This window comes from Wenyingzhuangia sp. IMCC45533, assembly GCF_054111225.1.
In genome coordinates, this window is the sequence record NZ_CM134197.1 from 763,964 (window position 1) to 786,293 (window position 22,330).

A 22,330-nucleotide genomic window follows, 5' to 3' on the forward strand; every position below is an offset into this window, starting at 1 on the left:
AGGTTGATCATATCTAAATACAAATAATAAGATGAAAGCAATAAAATATATAGGATATATACTTACCTTTTTGGGGTTCTCCTTTTTTATAGGTAGTATTTTTACAGGTAACTATAAAGTTACTCAAGAGAACTACGATAGTTGGATAAAAGACAAGGGAATTAAAAGTGAGTACTTTATAGAAAACGCACAAAAAGCACTTGTAGGTAAAGAAATGAGTGCATGGACACTAAGCCAAACTGTTACTAAACAATTTGAAGGTGCTAATGAATTTCAAAAAAATCAAGAAAAAATAGATTGGAATAAAATTGTTCATCTAAAATGGAATAAAACCTCTAAAGAATATATATATCCTTTAACAAAATCATCTGCTACAGGGTGGTTTGTACAAAATACAACACTTTGGTTCTTTTTAACATTTGGATTAGCCATTATTGGAGGATTATTAGTTTTTATTCCTGATTACAAACTTTTAGGTCCTGCTGGAATAAAGAATAACGGAATTTTTCAGCACAGTGCAACCAACCGTGGTGTTTTAGGGTTTATAACTGCTTTCTTTTTCGTAAGCTTTTACATTCTTCTATACTTTTTTCCAAATTACATAGTAAATCCAATATTAGCAGTTGACGGGATTAGTAAAGCTTTGAGTGGAAATCCTGCCAGCCAGTGGTTTTTATATGGTTTTATGTATTGTTCCGTAATGACCGTTTTTGCGGTAAGAATGTTTATCAAATATCGCCACAATAAGTATCAATTAATTAGAACTGCTGTTGTTCTATTTTTTCAAGTTGCCTTCGCTTTCTTAATCCCCGAAATATTAGTAGCCTTTAACAAGCCTTGGTTTGATTTTAAAAATGCTTGGCCTCTAAATTATTCTTTCTTTTTTGATTGGAATATCAACAGCTTAATAAATAGCGGAAACCTAGGAATATTTATGTTTGTTTGGGGAGTTGTTTTAACCCTAATTGTAGTTCCTGTAATGGTTTACTTTTACGGTAAAAGATGGTACTGCTCTTGGGTATGTGGTTGTGGTGGATTGGCAGAAACACTGGGAGACCCATATAGACAATTATCCGACAAATCTTTATTCTCTTGGAAAGTGGAAAGATGGTTGATTCATGGTGTTTTAGCGGCTGCTGTTACTATGACTCTACTAACTTTGTATATTTATTTTACAGAAATACCTAGTTGGAAAGAACTATTTTGGGGAATCTCCGTATATGATATACAAACCTGGTATGGATTTTTTATCGGTTCTATTTTTTCTGGGGTCATTGGAACAGGATTTTATCCGATTTTAGGAAATCGTGTATGGTGTAGATTTGGGTGTCCTTTAGCTGCCTATTTAGGATTGGTTCAACGATTTAAGTCTAGATTTAGAATTACGACCAATGGAGGACAATGTATATCATGTGGGAATTGTTCTACTTATTGTGAACAAGGAATTGATGTAAGGTCTTACGCTCAGAAAGGGCAAAACATCGTTCGTTCGTCATGTGTGGGTTGTGGAGTTTGTTCTGCGGTCTGTCCTAGAGGAGTATTAAAATTAGAGAACGGACCTAACACAGATGAGTCAAGAGTTGAGGTTGATGAAGTGGTACTGGGTAACGATATAGATTTATTAGCAATGACTAAAAAAAATGATTAAACTTTTAAAATACTTATTTTTGATGCAGGCTCTTATTGTTTTCGGACAAAAAGAGCCTAAATTACATCAGGAATTTTTTAAAGATGGTACCGTTAAACATGAATGGTATACTTTACAAAAACATCCGATTAAATATTGGAAAACGTATTTTAAAGATAAAAAAGAACACTATCATAGAACCTTTGACAAAGATGGAAAAGTAACGGAAGAGGGTTGGTACTTAGGGAACGATAAACAAGGTTTCTGGATAGAAAAAAAAGCTAATTCTGTAAAACAAGAAGGGTTTTATGTTGATAATTTAAGGACCAAAACGTGGAGATTTTTTAGCAAACGACACTTAGATGCTATTGGTAATTATAGCCGAGGTAAACCTACAGGTGATTGGTTACATTACAATAAAAAGCGGTTAGTTACTAAAAAAACGTACACTGCTAATAGCAATGATTATTATGTAGAAATCTACCATCAAAATGGAAATCTAAAAACCATAGGAAAATACATGAATAATAAAAAGGTAGACTATTGGAAGCATTACGCCGATAACAGCACCCTAATAGCTACAGGACCTTATTCAAATGGAATGAAAGAAGGTTACTGGCATTTCTATCACGACAATGGTTCTATTAAAGAAAAGGGTAGTTTTAAGGCTGGCAAAAAAAACAAATGGTGGCTGTTTTACGATATTGATGGAAATTTACTCAAAAAATGCGAGTACAAAGAAAATCTAATCAACGGGTATTGCATTTATTATAGCAATAGTAAAATTGTAAAAGGGCAATATTATACTAAGGGGGTTAAAACTAAGGAGTGGACAACGTGGAGTTCTTTTAAAAAAGATTATAAAAAATTAGATGAGTAAAATAATAGTTATCATTCCTGCGTATAACGAGGAACAATCTATCTCAAACGTTATTAATGACATTCCTAAAGAATTTGTCTCAGAGATTGTAGTGGTTAACAATAATTCGAGTGATAAAACAGGGGAAAAAGCAAAAGAAGCAGGTGCTACCGTTTTGTATGAAGCTAACAAAGGATATGGCCACGCTTGCCTTAAAGGAATGGAATATATAGAAAGCAACAACTTGAATCCTGATATAGTAGTATTTATAGATGGAGATTATTCTGACTATCCTGAACAGATTATTGATGTGACGTCCCCTATTATCCATCAGCATTACGATTTGGTTATAGGGTCTAGAAATAATAAACAAAGAGCTAAAAACTCTATGACCCCTCAGCAAGTTTTTGGAAATTGGCTAGCCACTTCATTAATGAAACTTTTTTTTGATGCTAATTTTACAGACCTTGGTCCCTTTAGAGCGATTAAATATGACAAATTATTAGCACTTAATATGACCGATAAAACCTATGGTTGGACGGTTGAAATGCAACTAAAAGCTGTCAAAAACAATTTTTCTTATATTGAAGTTCCTGTAAAATATAGAGAAAGAATTGGAATTTCTAAGGTGTCCGGTACAGTAAAAGGAACTATATTTGCCGGAATTAAAATACTAACCTGGATATTTAAATATAGTTTAAAATAATGCTAAGTCCTTTATTTTTAATTTCTAAGACTGCCAACGACTTTTTATACGTAGTTAGTTACCTACTTTTAATTATCTATGTCGTATCTCTTGTTATGGTGTTTTTTTATGCATTGGCACAATTAAACTTATTGGTCAATTACTTAAAAGCAAATAAAAAAAATAAAAACACGAAAGATACCTGTCCTCAATTTAATTTAGATGATATAGATGAGGTGCCGTTTGTTACCATACAATTGCCTGTTTTTAATGAGAAATACGTAATGAAGCGTTTGCTAAAAAACATTGCTTTATTAGAGTATCCTAGAGAAAAATTAGAAATTCAAGTCTTAGATGATTCTACTGATGAAACTGTTGAAAAAACAAAAGAACGAGTAAACAATTTGGCCAAAACTGGCTTAGATATAAAACACATTACAAGAACGAACAGACAAGGTTTTAAAGCGGGTGCTTTAAAGGAGGGATTAGAAATAGCCAAAGGAGAATTTATCGCTATTTTTGATTCGGATTTTTTGCCTCAAAAGGACTGGCTTTATAAAACAATTCCATTTTTTAAAAATCCAAAGATAGGAGTAGTTCAAACAAGATGGGGGCACATTAATAGAAATTTTTCTTTGCTGACCAAAATTCAAGCTTTTGCGTTAGATGCTCATTTTACTTTGGAACAAATGGGAAGAAATGCCAAAGGACACTTTATTAATTTTAACGGTACTGCGGGTATTTGGAGAAAGGAATGTATTTACGATGCAGGTAATTGGGAAGGAGATACATTAACCGAAGACTTGGATTTGAGTTATAGAGCGCAACTAAAAGGTTGGCAGTTTAAATACTTAGTAGACGTTGAAACTCCAGCAGAACTACCAGTAGTTATTAGTGCCGCAAGGTCTCAACAATTTAGGTGGAACAAAGGCGGAGCCGAAAATTTTCAAAAGATGTTTAAGCAGATTATCAAATCTGATTTGTCTTTTAAGACCAAAGCACATTGTGTACTGCATCTTTTAAATAGCACTATGTTTTTAAACGTTTTTGTAGTGGGGGTTTTGAGTGTTCCCATGTTATTTATCAAAAATTATTTTGAAGACTTTAAAGGGTATTTCATAGCCATGAGTTTTTTTGCGATTAGTACTGTTATCTTTTTTATCTGTTACTGGTTTATGTATAAAAACGTACAACAAAAAACAGGTATCAAAGCTTTTGTGCAATACACCCGTACCTTTTTTACTTTTTTTAGTGTAGCTATGGGGTTATCATTAAATAATACTGGAGCTGTTATAGAAGGTCACAGAAGAAAAAGAAGTGAATTTGTGAGAACTCCCAAGTTTAATATAAAATCTTTGGACGGTTGGAAAAAAAATAAATACATCAAAAACAAACCGTCTAAAAAAGTAGTTTACGAGGGCATGCTAACCCTTTACTTTTTATTCGGAATTGTGAGCGCATGGTTGGTTAGAGGAATCGGCCAAAATCACACCAAAACGTACACAGAAAAATGTTGGTTAGGATTATTGCCTTGTGATGCTTGGTATATCCCTTTTGATGGCGGACTTTTAGCTTTCCACACCATGTTATTTTTAGGTTTTGGTTTTATTTTTTATAAGTCTGTTTACAAAAAAGTTTAGTGTAAATTAAGTCATTAGAAATCGACTAGATAGGTACAAAACATCATCATGAAAAAATACATAAGTGAAATAATGACTAACAAGCTTAATTTGTTAGTCATTTTGTTTTCTATGCTACTATACTATCTGTTTGCTTATCACACAGTAAGAACAAATTTCTATCAAGTTTTATTCCTATACAGCACCCTTTTTTTGCTGTTCCTTTATCTCTGCAAAAGTCAAATCTCCACAAATGGTCTCATTTATATAGGTCTGTTTTTAAGGCTTGTTTTTATATTTTCTATCCCCAATTTGTCAGATGACTTTTATCGATTCCTATGGGATGGTAGAGCTGTTTTTAACGGCATCAATCCTTATTTAATTCTGCCCAAAAATAATCCTGAACTTCTTAAGGAGGGGGTTCATTTGTATGAAGGAATGGGAAGCATGAATGGTAGTCACTACACTTGTTATCCCCCATTAAATCAAATTGCTTTTACGATTCCCGCAATTTTTTCAGATTCCAATTTACTGTTAAGTACCATTGTAATGAGACTAACATTGATATTGTCGGATTTAGTTACTGTATTATTTGGTCTTAGAATTTTGAAAGTACTGAAACTAAACTCAAAGAGAATCTTGCTCTATTTTATCAATCCGTTTGTCATTATTGAACTAACAGGTAATTTGCACTTTGAGGGAATGATGTTAGCTTTAGTATCCGCAGCTTTGTACTATCTTATCAAAAACAGATATTTTGTATCTGCCTTTTATTTTGGTTTGGCTGTTTCTATCAAGTTAGTACCTCTTATATTTTTACCTTTATTGATAAAAAAAATCGGTTTTAAAAAATCGGTTATATACGGGACTGTTGTTATTCTTGTAAATGCAATACTTTTTATACCGTTTGCTAGTTGGGAACTTTATAACAACTTTATGTCTAGTATTGAATTGTATTTCAACAATTTTGAATTCAACGCAAGTATTTATTATATCATTCGAGAAATCGGGTACAAGGTCAAAGGCTATAACATTATACAGTCTGTAGGAAAAATAACTCCTTTGATTGTGATATTCATTACTATGATTATTTCATTAGTTCGAAATAATCAGAAAAACAAGGTACTCATTAGCAGTATGATTTTTACCATCGTTTTTTACTATTTACTGTCCAGCATTGTACATCCTTGGTATATTGCAGTACCTCTATTTCTATGCGTGTTTACCCACTATAAATTTCCGATAGTGTGGTCGTTTACTATTATATTAAGTTACAGCGCATATATTGATCCGAACTATCATGAAAATCTTTACTTAGTTGGCTTAGAGTACACCATTACCATTGGCTATTTAATTTATGAGTTGCTTAGAAATTCAAAACTGAACTCAAATAAAAGTCAACAATTCGATACATAAGATTTTCTTATATTATTATATTTATAGTCTATGTAAAATATTTATTTAATACAAAAAGTTGGTTATCTTTGAGAGTAGAATCAACTTTAAAAAAAATATAAAATGGCATTTGAATTACCAAAATTACCGTATGCATACGATGCGTTAGAACCAAATATTGACGCAAAAACAATGGAAATCCATCACGGGAAGCACCACGCTGCTTATACTTCTAAATTAAATGGAGCTATTGAAGGAACTGATTTAGAAGGAAAATCAATCGAAGATATTTTAGGTGGTTTAGACATGACCAATGGTGCTGTTCGTAACAATGGTGGAGGTTTTTACAATCACAACTTATTTTGGTCTGTAATGTCTCCAAATGGAGGTGGAGAACCAAAAGGTGAATTGGCTGAGGCAATTAACAAAGCATTTGGATCTTTTGAAGAGTTTAAAAACGCTTTTTCCAACGCTGCTGCTACTCAATTTGGATCTGGATGGGCATGGCTATGTGTTGCAAAAGGTGGAGAAGTGAACGTTTGTTCTACTCCTAACCAGGACAATCCGTTAATGCCAGGTGTTACTTGTGGTAACCCTCCTATTTTAGGTTTAGATGTGTGGGAACACGCTTACTACTTAAATTACCAAAATAGAAGACCAGATTACATCAATGCATTTTTTAATGTAATTGACTGGGATGCTGTTTCTGAAAAATATAACGCTGCTAAGTAATTAGTAACTTTTTATTACTTTATTTAAAAGCCTAAAACATTTTGTTTTAGGCTTTTTTGTGTCTAATTTTTTAGATTTCAATAAAACTATATTTCCCATAGATTCGATAGAACTATCGATCCAATTTTCCTTAAAATTCTCAACTAGATTTTCAAGAGTAATATCGTTTTTAGCAGTCTCATAGACTTGATAGTCAAATCTAATCTATAATAAGCAACAAAAACTTCACTACGGTTAAATCTAATGTTTTGAACATTACCGATAAAACATAGCAAGACATACCTAAGGTATCTCTTTTATTTTTAAAAAGTATATGTAATATCACGAGTAATATGAACTACGACTAGACATACTTTTCTATCAAAACCAAATGATCCACCACTTTCAGACAATATTAAAATTTATACTGCGATAATTTTACTAGCCTATTGTAGATATAAATCATTTTTTAGAACGTTATCACCAACTTTTTATACAGCAGACACACTTTTTTAGAGGTTTTTTTATGCTCCTATGTAATTTTTGAAAAACACAACAGGTTTTACGCCGCAAACTAATTTTACATATAAACGTGTGCAAAATTTAGTATCAGTTTTACGGTATTCTTAAACTCACAAGCAATAACGCTATGATTATTAGAGACATTCATAAAACTTAGAAACACTAACACATCAATATTTTTACAATAAAAGACAAATCATTGAATATCCATCTATAAATTACACTATTACTAATTAATTAATAAGAAAACTAATATATTATGATTGAAAACTATTCAAAATTACATTATTTACTATTTATGTGTTTTTTTATTGTGTTTTCCACGACACAATCTCAAGAAATTATTATACCTGCTAGCAATACTTTCTTTAATGGTAAAACTCCTCGTAAATCGGTAACTATTGTTAAACCTGTGAATTCAGACAAAATTAATAATGCTATTAAAAGTTTTGATGACAATGGTGGAGTCATTAACATACCAAGTGGTGTGCATACTTTAAGAAAAATAATTAATCTTAAATCTAACGTACACATCAGAGTAGCCAAGGATGCCGTATTAAAACCAACCTCAGCTTTTGTAGTATTTGATTTGGGTACCAATGGAGGAGCTAATCAAAAAAAAGTAACCAACGTTAAAATTAGTTCTACTGCTGGTAAGTTTATCATTGATTATTCTAATTTTTCTCCCGGTAGAAAAGTTGCAGGATTTTCAGTAGGTTGGGTAGAAAATTTTATGATAAGTGGTGTGCTATTCAAAGATAATCAAACTTTTTTATCAGGAATTAGTGTGAGTCCACCAAGTGGGGGAAATTGGAATAGAATAGCTAAGAACGGTATTGTTATTAACTGTAGTATTACCAATTCTGATTATGGATATGGTCTAGTACAAGTACAGGCAGCAGAAAATGTTCTATTCAAAAATTTAAAAGGAAGCGGAGGTGTTACTTTAAGATTTGAAAGTGGATGGAAGGCTATGAGAGATGCAGGTGTTAGAAATGCAACATCTACAAAGCTATATGGAGTAAACATCTCAGGTGCAAATGGTAATGCAGCCGTTATGGTTTCTCCACATACTAAAAGACAAGGGTTTGCCGTAATAAAAAACGTAACTTCAACCGATTGTAGCTTCGGAATTAGAATTGATAAAGGCTTTAAGGAGGATAGATATCCTGCCGGAAAATATGAAAGAGTAGTGGTAGGAGGTAACATTAAAATTACTAGAAATTCTAATGAAGGAAGAAACTTAGCACAAATTAAACAGAAACATTACTATTACTATCCTACAAGTTTTACCAACGATAATCCATTTGCTTCTTTTCCTAAGACAAAAGGTACGGATCCGGATGCAAGAAAAGCCCCTTCTATTGCTCCAATGTTATTTGATGCGCAAAATAGCGCTACAAGTTTCGGAGGGGATGGTAAGTACAAGGTTACCTTTAGAGATTCAGGACATCGAACTAATAAGCAAACTTATAGAGGGTTTAGAAGCTGTACTCCTAGAATTGTTTATGATAATGATAAAAGAAAAGTTTGTCCAACTAAGAAAAACAACACGAACAGTTTAAAAACGCTATCAGAACAAAGCGATCAAACCAACGATAACTTTTATCCAAACCCTGTAAAAAACGGTCGTATCTTCTTTCATTCGAAATTTACTGATAGTACAATTAACATTTACAGCATTCAAACAGGGGCTGTTATAAAAACAATTCATGCACAGAACAAGAACGAAATTGACGTATCCGATATCAATCCTGGTACTTATATCTTGAGAACTGTTAGTAACGGAGAAGTAAAGACTCAAAAAGTGATTATTGAATAAACACACTCAATACAGAGTTTAACTAAATAAAAAAACCAAAAAACCCGCTTTAATAAGCGGGTTTTTCTAGTTCATAAATGATAACTAAAATTATCTATTTATTTTAAAAGCTTTTGTTTGAGGGAAGTAAGCAACTTCGTTTAATTCCTCTTCAATTCTTAATAATTGGTTGTATTTTGCCATACGATCAGAACGAGAAGCAGAACCTGTTTTAATTTGTCCTGTGTTTAATGCCACTGCTAAATCTGCAATTGTAGTATCTTCTGTTTCACCAGATCTATGAGACATTACAGATGTGTAACCAGCGTTGTGTGCCATGTTTACAGCTGCAATTGTTTCGGTTAAAGTACCAATTTGGTTTACTTTAATTAAGATAGAGTTAGCAATACCTTTTTCAATACCTGTAGATAAACGCTCAACGTTGGTTACAAACAAATCATCACCTACTAACTGTACTTTATCTCCAACTAATTCTGTTAAGTATTTCCAACCTTCCCAGTCGTTCTCATCCATACCATCTTCAATAGAAATAATAGGATATTTAGCAGATAACTCAGCTAAATACTCAGCTTGCTCTTTAGAAGTACGGATAGCCCCACCTTCACCTTCGAACTTAGCGTAATTGTATTTTCCGTTTTCGTAGAACTCAGCAGAAGCACAGTCTAAGGCTAACATTACTTCATCACCAGGCTTGTATCCAGCTTTTTCAATAGCAGACAATACAGTTTCTATAGCATCTTCTGTTCCATCAAAAGTTGGAGCAAAACCACCCTCATCACCTACAGCCGTAGATAAGTTACGTCCGTGTAATAATTTAGCTAAGTTGTGGAATATTTCGGTACCCATTTTTAAAGCTTCTGTAAAATCTTTAGCTTTAACTGGCATAATCATAAACTCTTGGAATGCAATAGGTGCATCTGAATGAGAACCTCCGTTTACAATGTTCATCATAGGAACTGGTAACGTATTGGCAGAAACTCCACCTACGTAACGGTATAAAGGCATATCTAATTCGTTAGCAGCAGCTTTAGCAACGGCTAAAGAAACTCCTAAAATAGCATTCGCTCCTAATTTAGCTTTGTTTGGAGTTCCGTCCAATTCAATCATTGCTTTATCAATAGCATTTTGTTCAAATACAGAATGTCCTATTAATTCCTCAGCGATAGTAGTGTTTACGTTTTCAACAGCTTTTAAAACTCCTTTACCCATAAAATCAGATCCACCGTCTCTTAATTCTACAGCTTCGTGCTCTCCAGTAGAAGCTCCAGAAGGAACAATAGCTCTACCTAAAACTCCATTTTCAGTAATTACATCTACTTCTACAGTAGGATTACCTCTTGAGTCAAAAATTTGTCTTGCGTGAATGTTAACTATAACGCTCATATTATTAGATTTTTAATTATTATTATGTTTTCGATGTGCAATATACACAAGATTACAAATGGAAAATAGAATAAAAAAAATAAGTTTCGAAAACCTATTCGTTAAATGTAATTGTGATTAGAAATAAAAAAGAGCAGTGTTAAACACTGCTCTTTTTTATTATTTAAAGTTGTTAGATACATCACCAGTTCCCGATGAGTAACTAATTTTTAAAGCGTTGATGGTTCTTAACTCATGTTTGATATCCGATATGGTTCCTACATTAGTTTTAACATCGGCTTTGATAGATGTTACCATTGCTTTTTGCTCTTCAGCATCGTGCTTGTCTCTCTCAGAATAAATAAAGTTTGTTACGTCATTCACTCCTGAGATTTTATCATTTAGCTGAATTTTATCTCCTTTTCCTCCAGATGCGCTTTTGGATTTACCTACATATATAGTACTTACTAAACTCTTGTGTTCCAATTTTTTCACTTCTGTTGCACTTGGCAATTTTGGTGGTTTAATTTGTAACGTGGTCTCTCTCATAGTTGTAGCAACCATAAAAAAGAACAAAAGCATAAATACAATATCTGGTAAGGCTGCAGTATTTACCGCAGGTACATCTTTTTTCTTTTTTCCAAACTTAGACATATATACTTATTTTATAGGTTCAGCATCTGACAATATCTCAGGATATGCCTTTTTAATTTTAGACAAAGCTGCTTTAACATCAGCGTTCTCTTTATCTGCTTTTTGAATATTTAATAAATCTGTATAAGAAAGTCCTTTATACTTACCTGTTAAATATTTTTTTGCATATCTATTTCTCAACTCAGTATAGGCCGCTAACAATTCATTTTGAACTGAAATATACATTCCGTACGAAGTAGTTTGGGCTGTTTGCACTGATATAATTGCTTTCCCAGGATGATCTGAAGAAGATTCATTCTTTTCACCCTCACAGTAATCACATTTTTTACCTTCGTAAGTACCTCCTCCGTTGTCTATAAAGTCGATAGCTAGTTGACGTACATCTCCTATTTTAACTTCTTCATCATCAACTAAAAGTTGATCGAAACGGTTGATGTTCACCTCCAGAATGTTTTTCTTCTTTACTGGTGGTGCTTCTGTATTGTCTGGTTGAATTTCTGGTAACTTTCTAAAAACACCAGAATCGGTATCCATTGTTGTTGTTACCAAGAAAAAGATAAGCAGCAAGAAAGCAATATCTGCCATAGAACCTGCATTGATTTCTGGAATATCTCTTTTTGCCATGATTTATATTATTTAATTGCTGATTTAATTGATCCCAAACCAACAACTGCTAGCGCAATAATACCCAAGAAAGTACTAAAGTTAATTAAAGTACTAATCATTTTAGAAGTAGACCCTGCTTCTCCTCCTTCTAATATTTGTCCTTGAACATCTAAAACAGCAGCATCAGAAGCCGTGAAATAAGCTACTGCAAATACAGCTCCAAGCACTAATACATTAACGACTATTTTCTTTAAATCTTCTGGATTCTTTATAATATTTACTATTGCAAATACTACAGTTATTATAAGTGATGCATATAATAGCCATACTGAAAATTCTACAAAAGGACTTACAGCATCACCTAAGCTTGAAGTATCCGCAACATAAACCAGTGCAAATAAGACAAAACCTATAACCGCGATGATAAAAATAAGCGCTGTTAAGAATTTTGAAATTTTATTATCGTTATTCATAATGAATATTATTTTTTATATTTTACTAATAAATCTATCAATGAGATAGAAGCATCTTCCATTTTATTTACAATACTATCAACTTTTGCAATAATGATATTGTAAAAAATCTGTAAAATAATAGCAACCACTAAACCGAATACAGTAGTTAATAAGGCTACTTTAATACCTCCTGCAACTACTGCTGGGTTAATATCTCCTGCTACTTGAATTGCATCAAAGGCATCAATCATACCAATTACAGTTCCCATAAATCCTAACATAGGTGCTAAGGCAATAAATAAAGATAACCACGAAATGTTTTTCTCTAATAATCCCATTTGAACTCCACCGTAACCAACAACTGCTTTTTCTGCAGCATCAATACCTTCAGTAGATCTGTCTAAACCTTGGTAAAAGATAGAAGCGATAGGCCCTTTTGTATTTCTACATACATCCTTTGCTGCCTCTACTCCTCCAGAAGCCAATGCCTCGTCTACTTTAGCTACTAATTTTTTAGTATTTGTACTCGCTAAGTTCAAGTAAATAATTCTTTCAATTGCAATAGCTAATCCTAAAATTAAAGCAACCAATACAATTCCCATGAATCCAGCTCCACCTTCTATAAAACGTTGTTTTAATATTTGGTGAAAAGTAGCTTCTTCTTTTGGTGCTTCTACTGGAGCATCATTTACTTCTGCAACTTCTTCTGCAACCTCCACAGCAGCTTCTTCGTCTTGTACAACTGCTTCTGCTGCTACACTTGTAGAATCTACAGTAGCTTCTTCTTCTTGTGCAAATGCATTTGAAGTCCCTAAAATCAATAATCCTGCAACAGCTAGGATACTAAAAACTTTTTTCATTTCTATTTTAATTAATACTATTAATGATAATTGATAAACGTTGAGCAAGTAACAAAAAAATGTTTACTTTAAAAAATATTATATTGTTAAATCTTCTTAACATATTTTCTATTCTCCTCTAAAGGATATGTTAAAAAAATTGCGTATTTGTTGCGGATTCATCTTTTTGGTTAGTCCATAAAGTAATTTTGCTGAAGCCGATTCTGTGGACAAATTATGACCGTTAATAAAGTTTAATTTTTTGATATTTTGACTAGCTTCGTAAGCTCCAACGCTTAATCCTCCTTTTATACATTGGGAAACCACAACAACTTGTAAACCCTTATTTACTGAGTTTATAAAGCATTCTTGTAGTTCAGTATCAAAATTAGGCAAATTACCAGCTCCGTAAACTTCTAAAATGAGACCATCTAACCTATTTGATTTTAAAATTAATTTTAAAACATCCAAGTCCTGCCAAGGAATAAATTTAAAAACTGAAATCTTTCCGTTTAAGCTACTCGTTATTTCAAAAGATTCATGATTCAGTTCTATTTTGTTTTGATTAGAATTAGGGGTATCGTATGCAGCTCTGTTTTTAGAATCTACTTTAATCGCGTTTACCGCTCTCATCCATTTCTTATTAAAATAAATCCCTACCTCTTTAGGAAAACTATCATTTCTTAATCCTTGTATAGATTCTTTTAAATTGTAAAAACTATCTGAATTGTTAACACCAAGAGGTAACTGTCCTCCTGTAAACAGGATTGGTTTTGACAAACCTTTTATACAGTATGATAATAAAGATGCAACATAAGCCATCGTATCTGTACCCATCAATACTAGAATAGAATGATAAGATTGATAGTTTGCTTCTATTAACCCCGATAATTCTTGGTAAAAATCTATATTAAAATTAGAAGAATCTATTGCTACTTTGGTGTTGATAACATCAATTTTATGATAGTTATTCGGAAATTGATTCTCCACAAATTCTTGAATTATAGATACATTCCCAGGACTTAGAGTTCCAGTTATTGTATTTTTTACCATTCCAATAGTTCCTCCCGTATACAAGACTAATGTTTTCATGTTTTAAAAATAAAAAAAGGAGCTATAATTATAGCTCCTTTTTTTGTTTATCTGCGTTTAAGTGATCTTAAACTGTTTTTTCTATCACAAAATCTTCCATAAATTTTGTGGTATAATTTCCAGCTACATAATCAGGATGATCCATTAATTGTCTGTGGAAAGGTATAGTAGTTTTTACTCCTTCTATGATAAATTCATCCAAAGCACGCTTCATTTTTGCTATGGCCTCTTCTCTTGTTTGGGCAGTACATATCAATTTTGCAATCATTGAATCGTAATTCGGTGGAATCGCATATCCTGCGTATACGTGCGTATCCAATCTTACTCCATGTCCTCCTGGTGCATGGAAAGAAACAATTTTACCTGGTGCTGGTCTAAATCCTGCAAAAGGATCCTCAGCATTAATTCTACATTCTATCGAATGTAGTTTTGGTAAATAGTTTTTACCAGAAATTGGAATACCTGCTGCTACAGAAATTTGTTCTCTAATTAAATCAAAATCTACCACTTCTTCTGTAATAGGATGCTCTACTTGGATACGAGTATTCATCTCCATAAAGTAAAAATTCCTGTGTTTATCCACTAAAAACTCCACGGTACCTGCTCCCTCGTATTTAATATATTCTGCAGCTTTTACTGCAGCTTCTCCCATTTTTTCTCTCAATTCATCTGTCATAAATGGAGAAGGAGTTTCTTCTGTTAGTTTTTGATGTCTTCTTTGTACAGAACAATCTCTTTCTGATAGATGACATGCTTTTCCGTAGGCATCCCCAACGATTTGAATTTCGATATGACGAGGCTCTTCAATAAGCTTCTCCATATACATATCATCATTTCCAAAAGCTGCTTTAGACTCTTGTCGTGCAGAATCCCAAGCATCTCTTAAATCTTCGGCTTTCCAAACAGCACGCATTCCTTTACCTCCACCTCCAGCAGAAGCTTTAAGCATTACAGGGTAACCTGTTTTTACGGCCAGTTTTTCACATTCATCAAAATCATTAATAACTCCCTCACTACCTGGTACACAAGGTACCCCCGCAGCAATCATAGTAGATTTAGCATTTGCTTTGTCTCCCATTTGGTTGATCATTTCAGCAGTAGCTCCGATGAATTTTATTTCATGATCCTCACACAATTTAGAAAATTTTGCATTTTCTGATAAAAAACCATAACCTGGGTGTATTGCATCTGCATTTGTTATTTCTGCAGCAGCAATAATGTTAGACATCTTTAAATAAGAATCTGAACTTGGTGCCGGTCCTATACAAACCGCTTCATCCGCAAAACGAACGTGCAAACTATCTTGATCTGCAGTAGAATAAACGGCAACTGTCTTTATTCCCATTTCTTTACATGTTCTAATAACACGCAAAGCAATTTCACCACGGTTGGCAATTAATATTTTTTTAAACATTGTATTTCTTTTGGAAAATTAGTACTTAATTACTCTATAATCTCACTAATGATTACGAAGGATCAACTAAGAATAACGGTTGTCCAAATTCAACTGGAGTACTATCTTCTACCAATACTTTTACTATTTTACCTGATACCTCAGATTCTATTTCATTAAATAATTTCATTGCTTCTATCACACAAACAACGGAATCTTGTTGTACAGTATCTCCTACCTCCACAAACAATGGTTTATCTGGGGATGGTTTTCTATAAAAAGTTCCAATCATTGGGGAAGTAATTGTAACATAATTGCTATTTTCTTCTTCTTTGGCTGGAGTTGCTTCCGCAGCAGGAGCTACGGGTGCTGCAGCTGGGGCCGGTGCTGCTACTGGAGCTGCCATAGATATAGGGGCTGCGTGCTGTAAAATAGTAGTTTCAGTTTTTCCTTCACCTGTTTTAATGGTGATTTTAACGTCTTCCATTTCTAATTTTACTTCGTTAGCTCCTGATCTTGCAACGAATTTTATTAAATTCTGAATATCCTTTAATTCCATAATATTTTATATTAAGATAAGTGTTCTTTAAATTTTATTTTGGCTTATGAGTTGTAAGCCCATTTTAGGTAAGTAGCTCCCCATGTAAAACCTCCTCCAAAAGCAGCAAAAACAATGTTGTCTCCTTTTTTTAGCTTCTTTTCATAGTCTGCTAATAGCAAAGGTAAAGTACCAGATGTTGTGTTTCCATAATACTGGATATTCATCATCACTTTCTCTTTATCTAATTCTATTCTGTTAGCAGTGGCTTCTATAATTCTTGTATTTGCTTGATGAGCCGCTAACCAATCTACATCCTCTTTAGATAAATTGTTTCTTTCCAACAATTTTACCGCTGCATCTGCCATGTTAGAAACAGCATATTTAAATACCGTTCTTCCTTCTTGCCTTATGTAGTGTTGTTTATTGTCTACTGTTTCGTGCGAAGCTGGGTTTAGAGAACCTCCTGCTTCCATCTTTAAAAATTCACGACCAATACCATCGCTTCTTAAATACTCGTCCTGTAATCCTAAACCTTCATCATTTGGCTCAAACAAGGCAGCTCCTGCTCCATCTCCAAATATAATACAGGTAGCTCTGTCATTATAATCTATAATAGAAGACATTTTATCGGCCCCAATAATTAGAACTTTCTTATATCTCCCCGACTCTATATACGCAGCCGCAGTAGACATGGCATATAAAAAACTTGAACAAGCTGCTTGTAAATCGTAACCAAAGGCATTAACAGCACCAATTTGTGTTGCCACATACACTGCTGTGGATGCAACATTCATGTCAGGAGTAGCAGTTCCTACTAAAACTAAATCTATCTCCTTTGGATCTAGTCCTTTCTTTTGGATCAAATCCTCAGCTGCTTTTATAGCTAAATAAGATGTTGGCTTATCTTTATCTTTTAAAATTCTTCGTTCTTTGATTCCTGTGCGAGTCGTAATCCATTCGTCGTTCGTTTCCACAATTGACTCTAACTCTTTGTTAGTTAACACATAATCAGGAACATACTTTCCAACAGCTGTGATAGCAGCATTTATTTTTGCCATAAATTGATTGTTAAGAAATCTTTAAACAATATTGAGTGCCAAAGTAATAAAATTTATTTTTAAATTTTGCTTAAAAACACTCGTTTTTTAACGTTTTTGATTAGATTTAACAAAGAAACCCTCATAAAATGAGGGTTTTTTCTTAAAAAGTGTAGAATACAGAATTATGCTTCGGCTTCAGTAGCATCGATAACAACCTGTCCTCTGTAATATAATTTTCCTTCGTTCCAGTGAGCTCTGTGATACAAGTGTGCTTCTCCAGTAGTTGGATCTACAGCAACTTGAGGAGCTACAGCTTTATAATGAGTTCTTCTTTTATCTCTTCTTGTTTTTGAGATTTTTCTCTTTGGATGTGCCATTGCTATAAATTTTTATTTTTTATCTAATAATTGTTTTAATTGATCCCATCTAGGATCTCTCTGTTCGTTTTTTACTTCTTTGTCTTCTAATTCTTTGTCCTGCTCTTCTGTATCGTCAGTGTTATTTTCTACCCCTGGCTTCACTCGTCTTTGAGGTATCGATAACAGTATCAATTCATATATATACTGATGTAATTCTATTTCATAAGCTCCATGAGGAAGTATTAACAATTCTTCATTCTCATTATCTAGAACTTCTCCAAACTTAACTATCAAAGGAAACTCTCCTTCAACAATCAAATCAAAATCTTCTCCCGTTACATCACAAGGAACATTTACAGTTCCTTTTGCAGAAAAATGAAGTTCCATCATGGTTAACTTTTTATTCAACTCAAGGTTTACTAAAAAATCAATTTGATCAAACTCATCGTAATTAAAAGCATCAAAGAACTTTTTATCAATTTGATAATCAAAATGATGCTTTCCTTCTTTTAACCCTACAAATGGAATTTTAAATTCGTTTAGCGTTTTCATACAGAAACATCAATTTGAGCCGGCAAAGATATAAAAACATTTTATTCATTCAAAAACCTAAGCCATTAATTTAATACTTTTTAACTTTTAATTGATTTGAGGTCAATTCCAAATACTCTTTCCTTTTTTTAGCGATAGATATTCCTTGGTTTAAGGCTTTGTTAAAAGAAGAAACATTAGCCTCTCCCTTTCCTGCCAAATCAAAAGCTGTACCGTGATCTGGTGAAACTCTCACCTTGGATAATCCTGCTGTATAGTTTACTCCTTCTCCAAATGAAATGGCTTTAAAACCTACCAATCCCTGATCGTGATACATAGAAATAACACCATCAAATTTTAAATAACTCTGGTTTCCAAAAAAACCATCTGCTGCATAAGGTCCATACACTAGTTTTCCGTTGTTTTGGTACTCTGTTAATATGGGTAATATCAGATCGTCATCTTCAGAACCTATAACTCCGTGATCTCCACAATGAGGGTTTAAGCCCAAAACAGCAATTTTAGGTTTTGAAATCCCAAAATCTTGTTGTAGGGATTGATACATAATATCAATTTTAGAAGTAATAATATCCTTGCTTAGAGACTCCGCTACTTTAGATACTGGAACATGACCTGTGACCAGTCCTATTTTGATTTCATCAGACATTAAAATCATCAAACTTTTTCCTTCAATTTTAGATTCTAAGTATTCCGTATGACCTGGGAAATTGAATTCCTCTGACTGAATATTATCTTTGCTAATAGGTGCTGTTAATAACACATCAATGTCATTATTATTTAATGCTTCTGTAGCTACTTGTAAGGACTCGAACGCTTTCTGTCCTGAGATTTCCGACGGAAGACCAGGAGTTATTTCAACAAGATCATTCCATACATTATAAACATTAAGCTTCCCATCTTGAATGTTAGAAAGCTCCTTAATGCTATAAGTAGGATAGTTGATTTTTAATCTTTTTTTGTAAAACGAGACAGATTTATCCGAACCAAAAACAATAGGAGTACAGAAGTCGTACATTCTTTTATCTTCAAATGTTTTCAAAATTAATTCTATTCCCACTCCATTCAAATCACCTACAGAGATTCCTACTCTAATCATACGATTTTCACTCATTAAATATTACTTTTGAAACACAAAATTACTCATTTAAAATTATATTGTTAATGTTTACTGGAATTATTGAAACTATAGGAGTTGTTAAAAATTTAAGGAAAGAAGACACCAACCTACATATCACGGTTCAATCGTCTATAACAGACGAACTTAAAATAGATCAGAGTGTAGCCCATAATGGGGTTTGCCTAACAGTTGTAAGAATCGAGCAGAAAGAATATACTGTTACTGCTATTGAAGAAACTTTAAACAAAACCAATTTGAACACTTTAAACATTGGCGAGAAAGTAAATTTAGAGCGTGCGATGAAATTGGGAGATAGACTTGACGGACATATTGTTCAAGGTCACGTAGACCAAACTGCTACTTGTACCAATATCGAAAATCAGGAGGGAAGTTGGATTTTTACTTTTGAGTTTGACAAGTCTTTAGGTAATCTTACCATAGAAAAAGGTTCTATTACCATTGACGGTACTAGTCTAACTGTCATCAATTCAGAAAGCAATACTTTTAGTGTAGCTATTATACCTTACACTTACGAAAATACTCGATTTAAAAACTATAAAACTGGAACAATCGTAAACTTAGAGTTTGATGTATTGGGTAAATACGTAAAAAAATTATCTGAGATAAATAATAATTAAATTTTTAATTAAAGTTGTTGATTACCATAAGGAACATTACGCATTTAATTTATTAGCGATAACAGTATAAACACAACATGGCATCCCCCCGTTCGTTAAACAAGTGAATGCTTGATTGGAAATATATAAGCTTTCAGCAAAAAAAAACATCTGACAATATCAGATGTTTTTTTTATTTTAGAATGTTGCTATTCTCTTTTCTTATTTCTTATTTTCTTTATCCCTAATCCTGCACCAGCAGCTAGTAATAAAGTTAACCCCATATCAATAGGGACTTTGTCTTCTGCACCTGGAGGAGATGGAGGTCTAGGAGTTGCGTTTAATTCTTGCATCCCTACAAAAACCAACATTATAACTAGTAAATAAAATAGTCTATTCATAACTTTTATTTTGTGTAACTAACATATATCAAATATGGTTAAACAAAAGTATGATTTTAAAACAATTATCAAAAAAAAAATTGAATTAATTTTAAAAAAACAACAGTTAGCCAAGTATGCTAACACTTGTTACCTTTTGTTTTGTGCGTATCCAGAACGCATTGAGGAATAAAAAACCCCAGTAAAAACTGGGGCTCTAAGCTTTAAGTAGTGGTCCCACTAGGGCTCGAACCTAGGACCCCCTGATTATGAGTCAGGTGCTCTAACCAGCTGAGCTATGAGACCTAAAGCGGTGGCAAATTTACACTATTTTTACACTCGTACAAACTTTTTTTGAGTAAATCACTAAACACTTCGAGCCATTAAATACCTTCCAAATTCAATCAATTGATTTTTAGAACTTTCGGTCAACTTAACTTCATCTAATTTTTTGAATGCGTTGTTTGTGTAATGAGATATTTCATTCTTTATCATCTCCACTACTCCACTTTTTACAAATAACTTTTTAACTTCTTGTATTTTAACTGTTGAATCATCAGGAGTTTGATTGAAATAATTGTTAAATGATACAAGGTCATCCCCTCTCAACGCTTTTTTTGCTTTTAGCACTAAAAATGTTTTCTTGTTTTCTATAATATCGCCTCCTATCTGTTTTCCAAAGGTTTTGGGATCACCAAAAGCATCTAGGTAATCGTCTTGCAACTGAAAAGCTAGGCCTAAATTTAAGCCATAATCGTACAAAGCATCAGCTTCTTTGTCTGAAATCTCAGCGATAATTGCTCCCATTTTTAATGCAGCAGCTACTAAAACAGAAGTCTTTAGCCTTATCATCTCGATATACTCTTCAACCGTTACATCGTTTCTGTTCTCAAAGTCCATGTCATATTGCTGCCCTTCGCACACTTCTAATGCTGTTTTCTGAAATAAGACCATCAACTTTTTATAAGTATCGCCTGAATAATATTCCAAATATTGATTGGCTAAAATCATCATTGCATCACCAGACAGAATTGCGGTATTTACATCCCATTTTTGATGTACCGTTTTCTGACCCCTCCTTAAAGGAGCCGCATCCATGATATCATCATGTAATAAGGTAAAATTATGAAATACCTCAATGGCTAGGGCTGCATTAAGCCCATCTTTGTAATCTTTACCTAAAGCATTCATACTCATCAAAACCAAAAGTGGTCTAATTCTCTTACCTCCTAGCTGCAATATATATTCTACAGGTTTATACAAGCTTTTGGGTTCTTTAACCTTTATTTCTTCTTTAAGAAAAGACAAAAAATGTTGTGTGTAAACTGATAAATCCAATGATGTGTTTTTTGGTAAAAGTAAAACAATAGAAGTGTTTACAAAAACCTAACCTAAATTTTATATTAAACTATGGAAACTTTTTTTGTTTCTAAAGTTTCCGTTATTATATTTGCAACGAAAACACAAAGGAATTATGAAGGATAAGATTTTAGAAAGAGCTACCGAGATGTTTTTAAACATCGGCTTTAAGAGTGTTACTATGGACGATATCTCCAACGAATTGGGCATCTCTAAAAAAACTATTTACACGCATTTTAAAAATAAAAATAAGTTAGTAGAGGAATCTAGTTTTCAAATATTCCATAAGCTATGTGATGGTATTAACAGTATCTGTGCAAACAAACTTAACTCAATTAGCGAGCTTTTTGAAATTAAATCTTATGTGATGAAAAATTTAAAAAACGAAAAATCATCACCTCAATATCAGCTTCAAAAATTTTTTCCTGACATCCATTTGAAAATGAAGAAAAAACATTTTGAAATTATGAGAGGCTGTGTTGATGACAATATAGAAAGGGGAATTAAAGAGGGCTTGTTTAGAAAAAACATCAATCCTGATTTTATCACTAGAATTTATTTTTCTGGTATGCACAATATCAAAGACGAAGAAATTTTCCCGGCTGAAAACTTTGGAAGAAATGAATTAACAACTACCTATTTAGATTATCATATTAGGGCTATTGCCACTACCAAAGGCATACAAATTTTAGAACAAACATTACAAAACGACAAATAAACTATT

The 22,330-nt window shown here is 33.0% G+C and carries 23 protein-coding genes and 1 tRNA gene; 9 read left to right on the forward strand and 15 right to left on the reverse strand.

What is annotated here, in order from left to right; all coding sequences use genetic code 11:
- The first annotated feature begins 31 nt into the window (after positions 1-31).
- From ACXGQW_RS03335 to ACXGQW_RS03365, 7 genes are all read left to right on the forward strand, one after another.
- On the forward strand, positions 32-1,648 hold the full coding sequence (locus ACXGQW_RS03335) for a 4Fe-4S binding protein (RefSeq protein ID WP_457823682.1): 1,617 nt from the start codon (positions 32-34) through the stop codon (positions 1,646-1,648).
- Positions 1,641-2,507, forward strand: coding sequence for a toxin-antitoxin system YwqK family antitoxin (locus ACXGQW_RS03340; protein ID WP_457823683.1), 867 nt, complete (start codon positions 1,641-1,643; stop codon positions 2,505-2,507). Before ACXGQW_RS03335 ends, ACXGQW_RS03340 begins: the two co-directional genes overlap by 8 nt.
- Positions 2,500-3,192, forward strand: coding sequence for a glycosyltransferase family 2 protein (locus ACXGQW_RS03345; RefSeq protein WP_457823684.1), 693 nt, complete (start codon positions 2,500-2,502; stop codon positions 3,190-3,192). Before ACXGQW_RS03340 ends, ACXGQW_RS03345 begins: the two co-directional genes overlap by 8 nt.
- Positions 3,192-4,811 carry a cellulose synthase family protein gene (locus tag ACXGQW_RS03350; RefSeq protein ID WP_457823685.1) on the forward strand — a complete coding sequence of 540 codons (1,620 nt, stop codon included), beginning with the start codon at positions 3,192-3,194 and terminating at the stop codon, positions 4,809-4,811. Before ACXGQW_RS03345 ends, ACXGQW_RS03350 begins: the two co-directional genes overlap by 1 nt.
- A gap of 48 nt (positions 4,812-4,859) precedes the next feature.
- The gene (locus ACXGQW_RS03355) at positions 4,860-6,206 is read left to right on the forward strand and encodes a glycosyltransferase 87 family protein (RefSeq protein WP_457823686.1); all 1,347 of its coding nucleotides are present in this window, start codon (positions 4,860-4,862) and stop codon (positions 6,204-6,206) included.
- A 102-nt stretch (positions 6,207-6,308) separates the two neighbouring features.
- Positions 6,309-6,917: a superoxide dismutase gene (locus tag ACXGQW_RS03360; RefSeq protein WP_457823687.1), complete on the forward strand. Its 609-nt coding sequence runs from the start codon at positions 6,309-6,311 to the stop codon at positions 6,915-6,917.
- Between the two features lie 760 nt (positions 6,918-7,677).
- Complete coding sequence (locus ACXGQW_RS03365) at positions 7,678-9,240, forward strand: T9SS type A sorting domain-containing protein (protein ID WP_457823688.1); 1,563 nt, start codon at positions 7,678-7,680, stop codon at positions 9,238-9,240.
- Between the two features lie 90 nt (positions 9,241-9,330).
- Here ACXGQW_RS03365 and eno read toward each other — a convergent pair whose 3' ends face one another.
- The 12 genes from eno to pdxA form a co-directional block, all read right to left on the reverse strand.
- Positions 9,331-10,623 (reverse strand): phosphopyruvate hydratase, encoded by a 1,293-nt coding sequence (gene eno / locus ACXGQW_RS03370; protein WP_457823689.1) that lies wholly within the window; start codon positions 10,621-10,623, stop codon positions 9,331-9,333.
- A gap of 159 nt (positions 10,624-10,782) precedes the next feature.
- Entirely contained in the window at positions 10,783-11,256 is a 474-nt protein-coding gene (locus tag ACXGQW_RS03375) for an ExbD/TolR family protein (RefSeq protein WP_457823690.1), read from the reverse strand.
- Between the two features lie 6 nt (positions 11,257-11,262).
- Positions 11,263-11,880, reverse strand: coding sequence for an ExbD/TolR family protein (locus tag ACXGQW_RS03380; RefSeq protein WP_457823691.1), 618 nt, complete (start codon positions 11,878-11,880; stop codon positions 11,263-11,265).
- Positions 11,881-11,888: 8 nt separating this feature from the next.
- The gene (locus ACXGQW_RS03385; RefSeq protein WP_457823692.1) at positions 11,889-12,335 is read right to left on the reverse strand and encodes a hypothetical protein; all 447 of its coding nucleotides are present in this window, start codon (positions 12,333-12,335) and stop codon (positions 11,889-11,891) included.
- An 8-nt stretch (positions 12,336-12,343) separates the two neighbouring features.
- Entirely contained in the window at positions 12,344-13,177 is an 834-nt protein-coding gene (locus ACXGQW_RS03390; protein WP_457823693.1) for a MotA/TolQ/ExbB proton channel family protein, read from the reverse strand.
- Between the two features lie 108 nt (positions 13,178-13,285).
- Positions 13,286-14,248, reverse strand: coding sequence for an asparaginase domain-containing protein (locus tag ACXGQW_RS03395; RefSeq protein ID WP_457823694.1), 963 nt, complete (start codon positions 14,246-14,248; stop codon positions 13,286-13,288).
- A 67-nt stretch (positions 14,249-14,315) separates the two neighbouring features.
- Entirely contained in the window at positions 14,316-15,662 is a 1,347-nt protein-coding gene (gene accC / locus ACXGQW_RS03400) for an acetyl-CoA carboxylase biotin carboxylase subunit (protein ID WP_457823695.1), read from the reverse strand.
- A 52-nt stretch (positions 15,663-15,714) separates the two neighbouring features.
- Positions 15,715-16,200: an acetyl-CoA carboxylase biotin carboxyl carrier protein gene (accB, locus tag ACXGQW_RS03405; protein WP_457823696.1), complete on the reverse strand. Its 486-nt coding sequence runs from the start codon at positions 16,198-16,200 to the stop codon at positions 15,715-15,717.
- A gap of 44 nt (positions 16,201-16,244) precedes the next feature.
- Positions 16,245-17,240: a beta-ketoacyl-ACP synthase III gene (locus tag ACXGQW_RS03410; protein WP_457823697.1), complete on the reverse strand. Its 996-nt coding sequence runs from the start codon at positions 17,238-17,240 to the stop codon at positions 16,245-16,247.
- 164 nt (positions 17,241-17,404) lie between these two features.
- The gene (gene rpmF / locus ACXGQW_RS03415; RefSeq protein WP_010135057.1) at positions 17,405-17,599 is read right to left on the reverse strand and encodes a 50S ribosomal protein L32; all 195 of its coding nucleotides are present in this window, start codon (positions 17,597-17,599) and stop codon (positions 17,405-17,407) included.
- 12 nt (positions 17,600-17,611) lie between these two features.
- Entirely contained in the window at positions 17,612-18,133 is a 522-nt protein-coding gene (locus tag ACXGQW_RS03420) for a YceD family protein (RefSeq protein ID WP_457823698.1), read from the reverse strand.
- Positions 18,134-18,203: 70 nt separating this feature from the next.
- Positions 18,204-19,244 carry a 4-hydroxythreonine-4-phosphate dehydrogenase PdxA gene (gene pdxA, locus ACXGQW_RS03425; RefSeq protein ID WP_457823699.1) on the reverse strand — a complete coding sequence of 347 codons (1,041 nt, stop codon included), beginning with the start codon at positions 19,242-19,244 and terminating at the stop codon, positions 18,204-18,206.
- 50 nt (positions 19,245-19,294) lie between these two features.
- Here pdxA and ACXGQW_RS03430 point away from each other — a divergent pair, with 50 nt between their 5' ends.
- The gene (locus ACXGQW_RS03430) at positions 19,295-19,888 is read left to right on the forward strand and encodes a riboflavin synthase (protein WP_457823700.1); all 594 of its coding nucleotides are present in this window, start codon (positions 19,295-19,297) and stop codon (positions 19,886-19,888) included.
- A 188-nt stretch (positions 19,889-20,076) separates the two neighbouring features.
- On the opposite strand, the gene ACXGQW_RS03435 is transcribed toward ACXGQW_RS03430, so the two are convergent.
- From ACXGQW_RS03435 to ACXGQW_RS03445, 3 genes are all read right to left on the reverse strand, one after another.
- Positions 20,077-20,268, reverse strand: a complete 192-nt coding sequence (locus ACXGQW_RS03435) for a PID-CTERM protein-sorting domain-containing protein (RefSeq protein WP_457823701.1) — start codon at positions 20,266-20,268, stop codon at positions 20,077-20,079.
- 211 nt (positions 20,269-20,479) lie between these two features.
- Positions 20,480-20,553: transfer RNA gene (locus ACXGQW_RS03440), tRNA-Ile, on the reverse strand.
- A gap of 60 nt (positions 20,554-20,613) precedes the next feature.
- Entirely contained in the window at positions 20,614-21,585 is a 972-nt protein-coding gene (locus ACXGQW_RS03445; protein ID WP_457823702.1) for a polyprenyl synthetase family protein, read from the reverse strand.
- 136 nt (positions 21,586-21,721) lie between these two features.
- Between ACXGQW_RS03445 and ACXGQW_RS03450 the strand changes: the two genes are divergently transcribed.
- A complete protein-coding gene (locus ACXGQW_RS03450; RefSeq protein WP_457823703.1) occupies positions 21,722-22,324 on the forward strand; it encodes a TetR/AcrR family transcriptional regulator in 603 nt (200 codons plus the stop codon).
- Positions 22,325-22,330: the final 6 nt, after the last annotated feature.

Bases quoted from the DNA above. Each gene is read 5' to 3' on its own strand.
- ACXGQW_RS03335 (WP_457823682.1), top strand. From the start codon at position 32: ATGAAAGCAATAAAATATATAGGATATATACTTACCTTTTTGGGGTTC.
- ACXGQW_RS03340 (WP_457823683.1), top strand. From the start codon at position 1,641: ATGATTAAACTTTTAAAATACTTATTTTTGATGCAGGCTCTTATTGTT.
- ACXGQW_RS03345 (WP_457823684.1), top strand. From the start codon at position 2,500: ATGAGTAAAATAATAGTTATCATTCCTGCGTATAACGAGGAACAATCT.
- ACXGQW_RS03350 (WP_457823685.1), top strand. From the start codon at position 3,192: ATGCTAAGTCCTTTATTTTTAATTTCTAAGACTGCCAACGACTTTTTA.
- ACXGQW_RS03355 (WP_457823686.1), top strand. From the start codon at position 4,860: ATGAAAAAATACATAAGTGAAATAATGACTAACAAGCTTAATTTGTTA.
- ACXGQW_RS03360 (WP_457823687.1), top strand. From the start codon at position 6,309: ATGGCATTTGAATTACCAAAATTACCGTATGCATACGATGCGTTAGAA.
- ACXGQW_RS03365 (WP_457823688.1), top strand. From the start codon at position 7,678: ATGATTGAAAACTATTCAAAATTACATTATTTACTATTTATGTGTTTT.
- eno (WP_457823689.1), bottom strand. From the start codon at position 10,623: ATGAGCGTTATAGTTAACATTCACGCAAGACAAATTTTTGACTCAAGA.
- ACXGQW_RS03375 (WP_457823690.1), bottom strand. From the start codon at position 11,256: ATGTCTAAGTTTGGAAAAAAGAAAAAAGATGTACCTGCGGTAAATACT.
- ACXGQW_RS03380 (WP_457823691.1), bottom strand. From the start codon at position 11,880: ATGGCAAAAAGAGATATTCCAGAAATCAATGCAGGTTCTATGGCAGAT.
- ACXGQW_RS03385 (WP_457823692.1), bottom strand. From the start codon at position 12,335: ATGAATAACGATAATAAAATTTCAAAATTCTTAACAGCGCTTATTTTT.
- ACXGQW_RS03390 (WP_457823693.1), bottom strand. From the start codon at position 13,177: ATGAAAAAAGTTTTTAGTATCCTAGCTGTTGCAGGATTATTGATTTTA.
- ACXGQW_RS03395 (WP_457823694.1), bottom strand. From the start codon at position 14,248: ATGAAAACATTAGTCTTGTATACGGGAGGAACTATTGGAATGGTAAAA.
- accC (WP_457823695.1), bottom strand. From the start codon at position 15,662: ATGTTTAAAAAAATATTAATTGCCAACCGTGGTGAAATTGCTTTGCGT.
- accB (WP_457823696.1), bottom strand. From the start codon at position 16,200: ATGGAATTAAAGGATATTCAGAATTTAATAAAATTCGTTGCAAGATCA.
- ACXGQW_RS03410 (WP_457823697.1), bottom strand. From the start codon at position 17,240: ATGGCAAAAATAAATGCTGCTATCACAGCTGTTGGAAAGTATGTTCCT.
- rpmF (WP_010135057.1), bottom strand. From the start codon at position 17,599: ATGGCACATCCAAAGAGAAAAATCTCAAAAACAAGAAGAGATAAAAGA.
- ACXGQW_RS03420 (WP_457823698.1), bottom strand. From the start codon at position 18,133: ATGAAAACGCTAAACGAATTTAAAATTCCATTTGTAGGGTTAAAAGAA.
- pdxA (WP_457823699.1), bottom strand. From the start codon at position 19,244: ATGAGTGAAAATCGTATGATTAGAGTAGGAATCTCTGTAGGTGATTTG.
- ACXGQW_RS03430 (WP_457823700.1), top strand. From the start codon at position 19,295: ATGTTTACTGGAATTATTGAAACTATAGGAGTTGTTAAAAATTTAAGG.
- ACXGQW_RS03435 (WP_457823701.1), bottom strand. From the start codon at position 20,268: ATGAATAGACTATTTTATTTACTAGTTATAATGTTGGTTTTTGTAGGG.
- ACXGQW_RS03450 (WP_457823703.1), top strand. From the start codon at position 21,722: ATGAAGGATAAGATTTTAGAAAGAGCTACCGAGATGTTTTTAAACATC.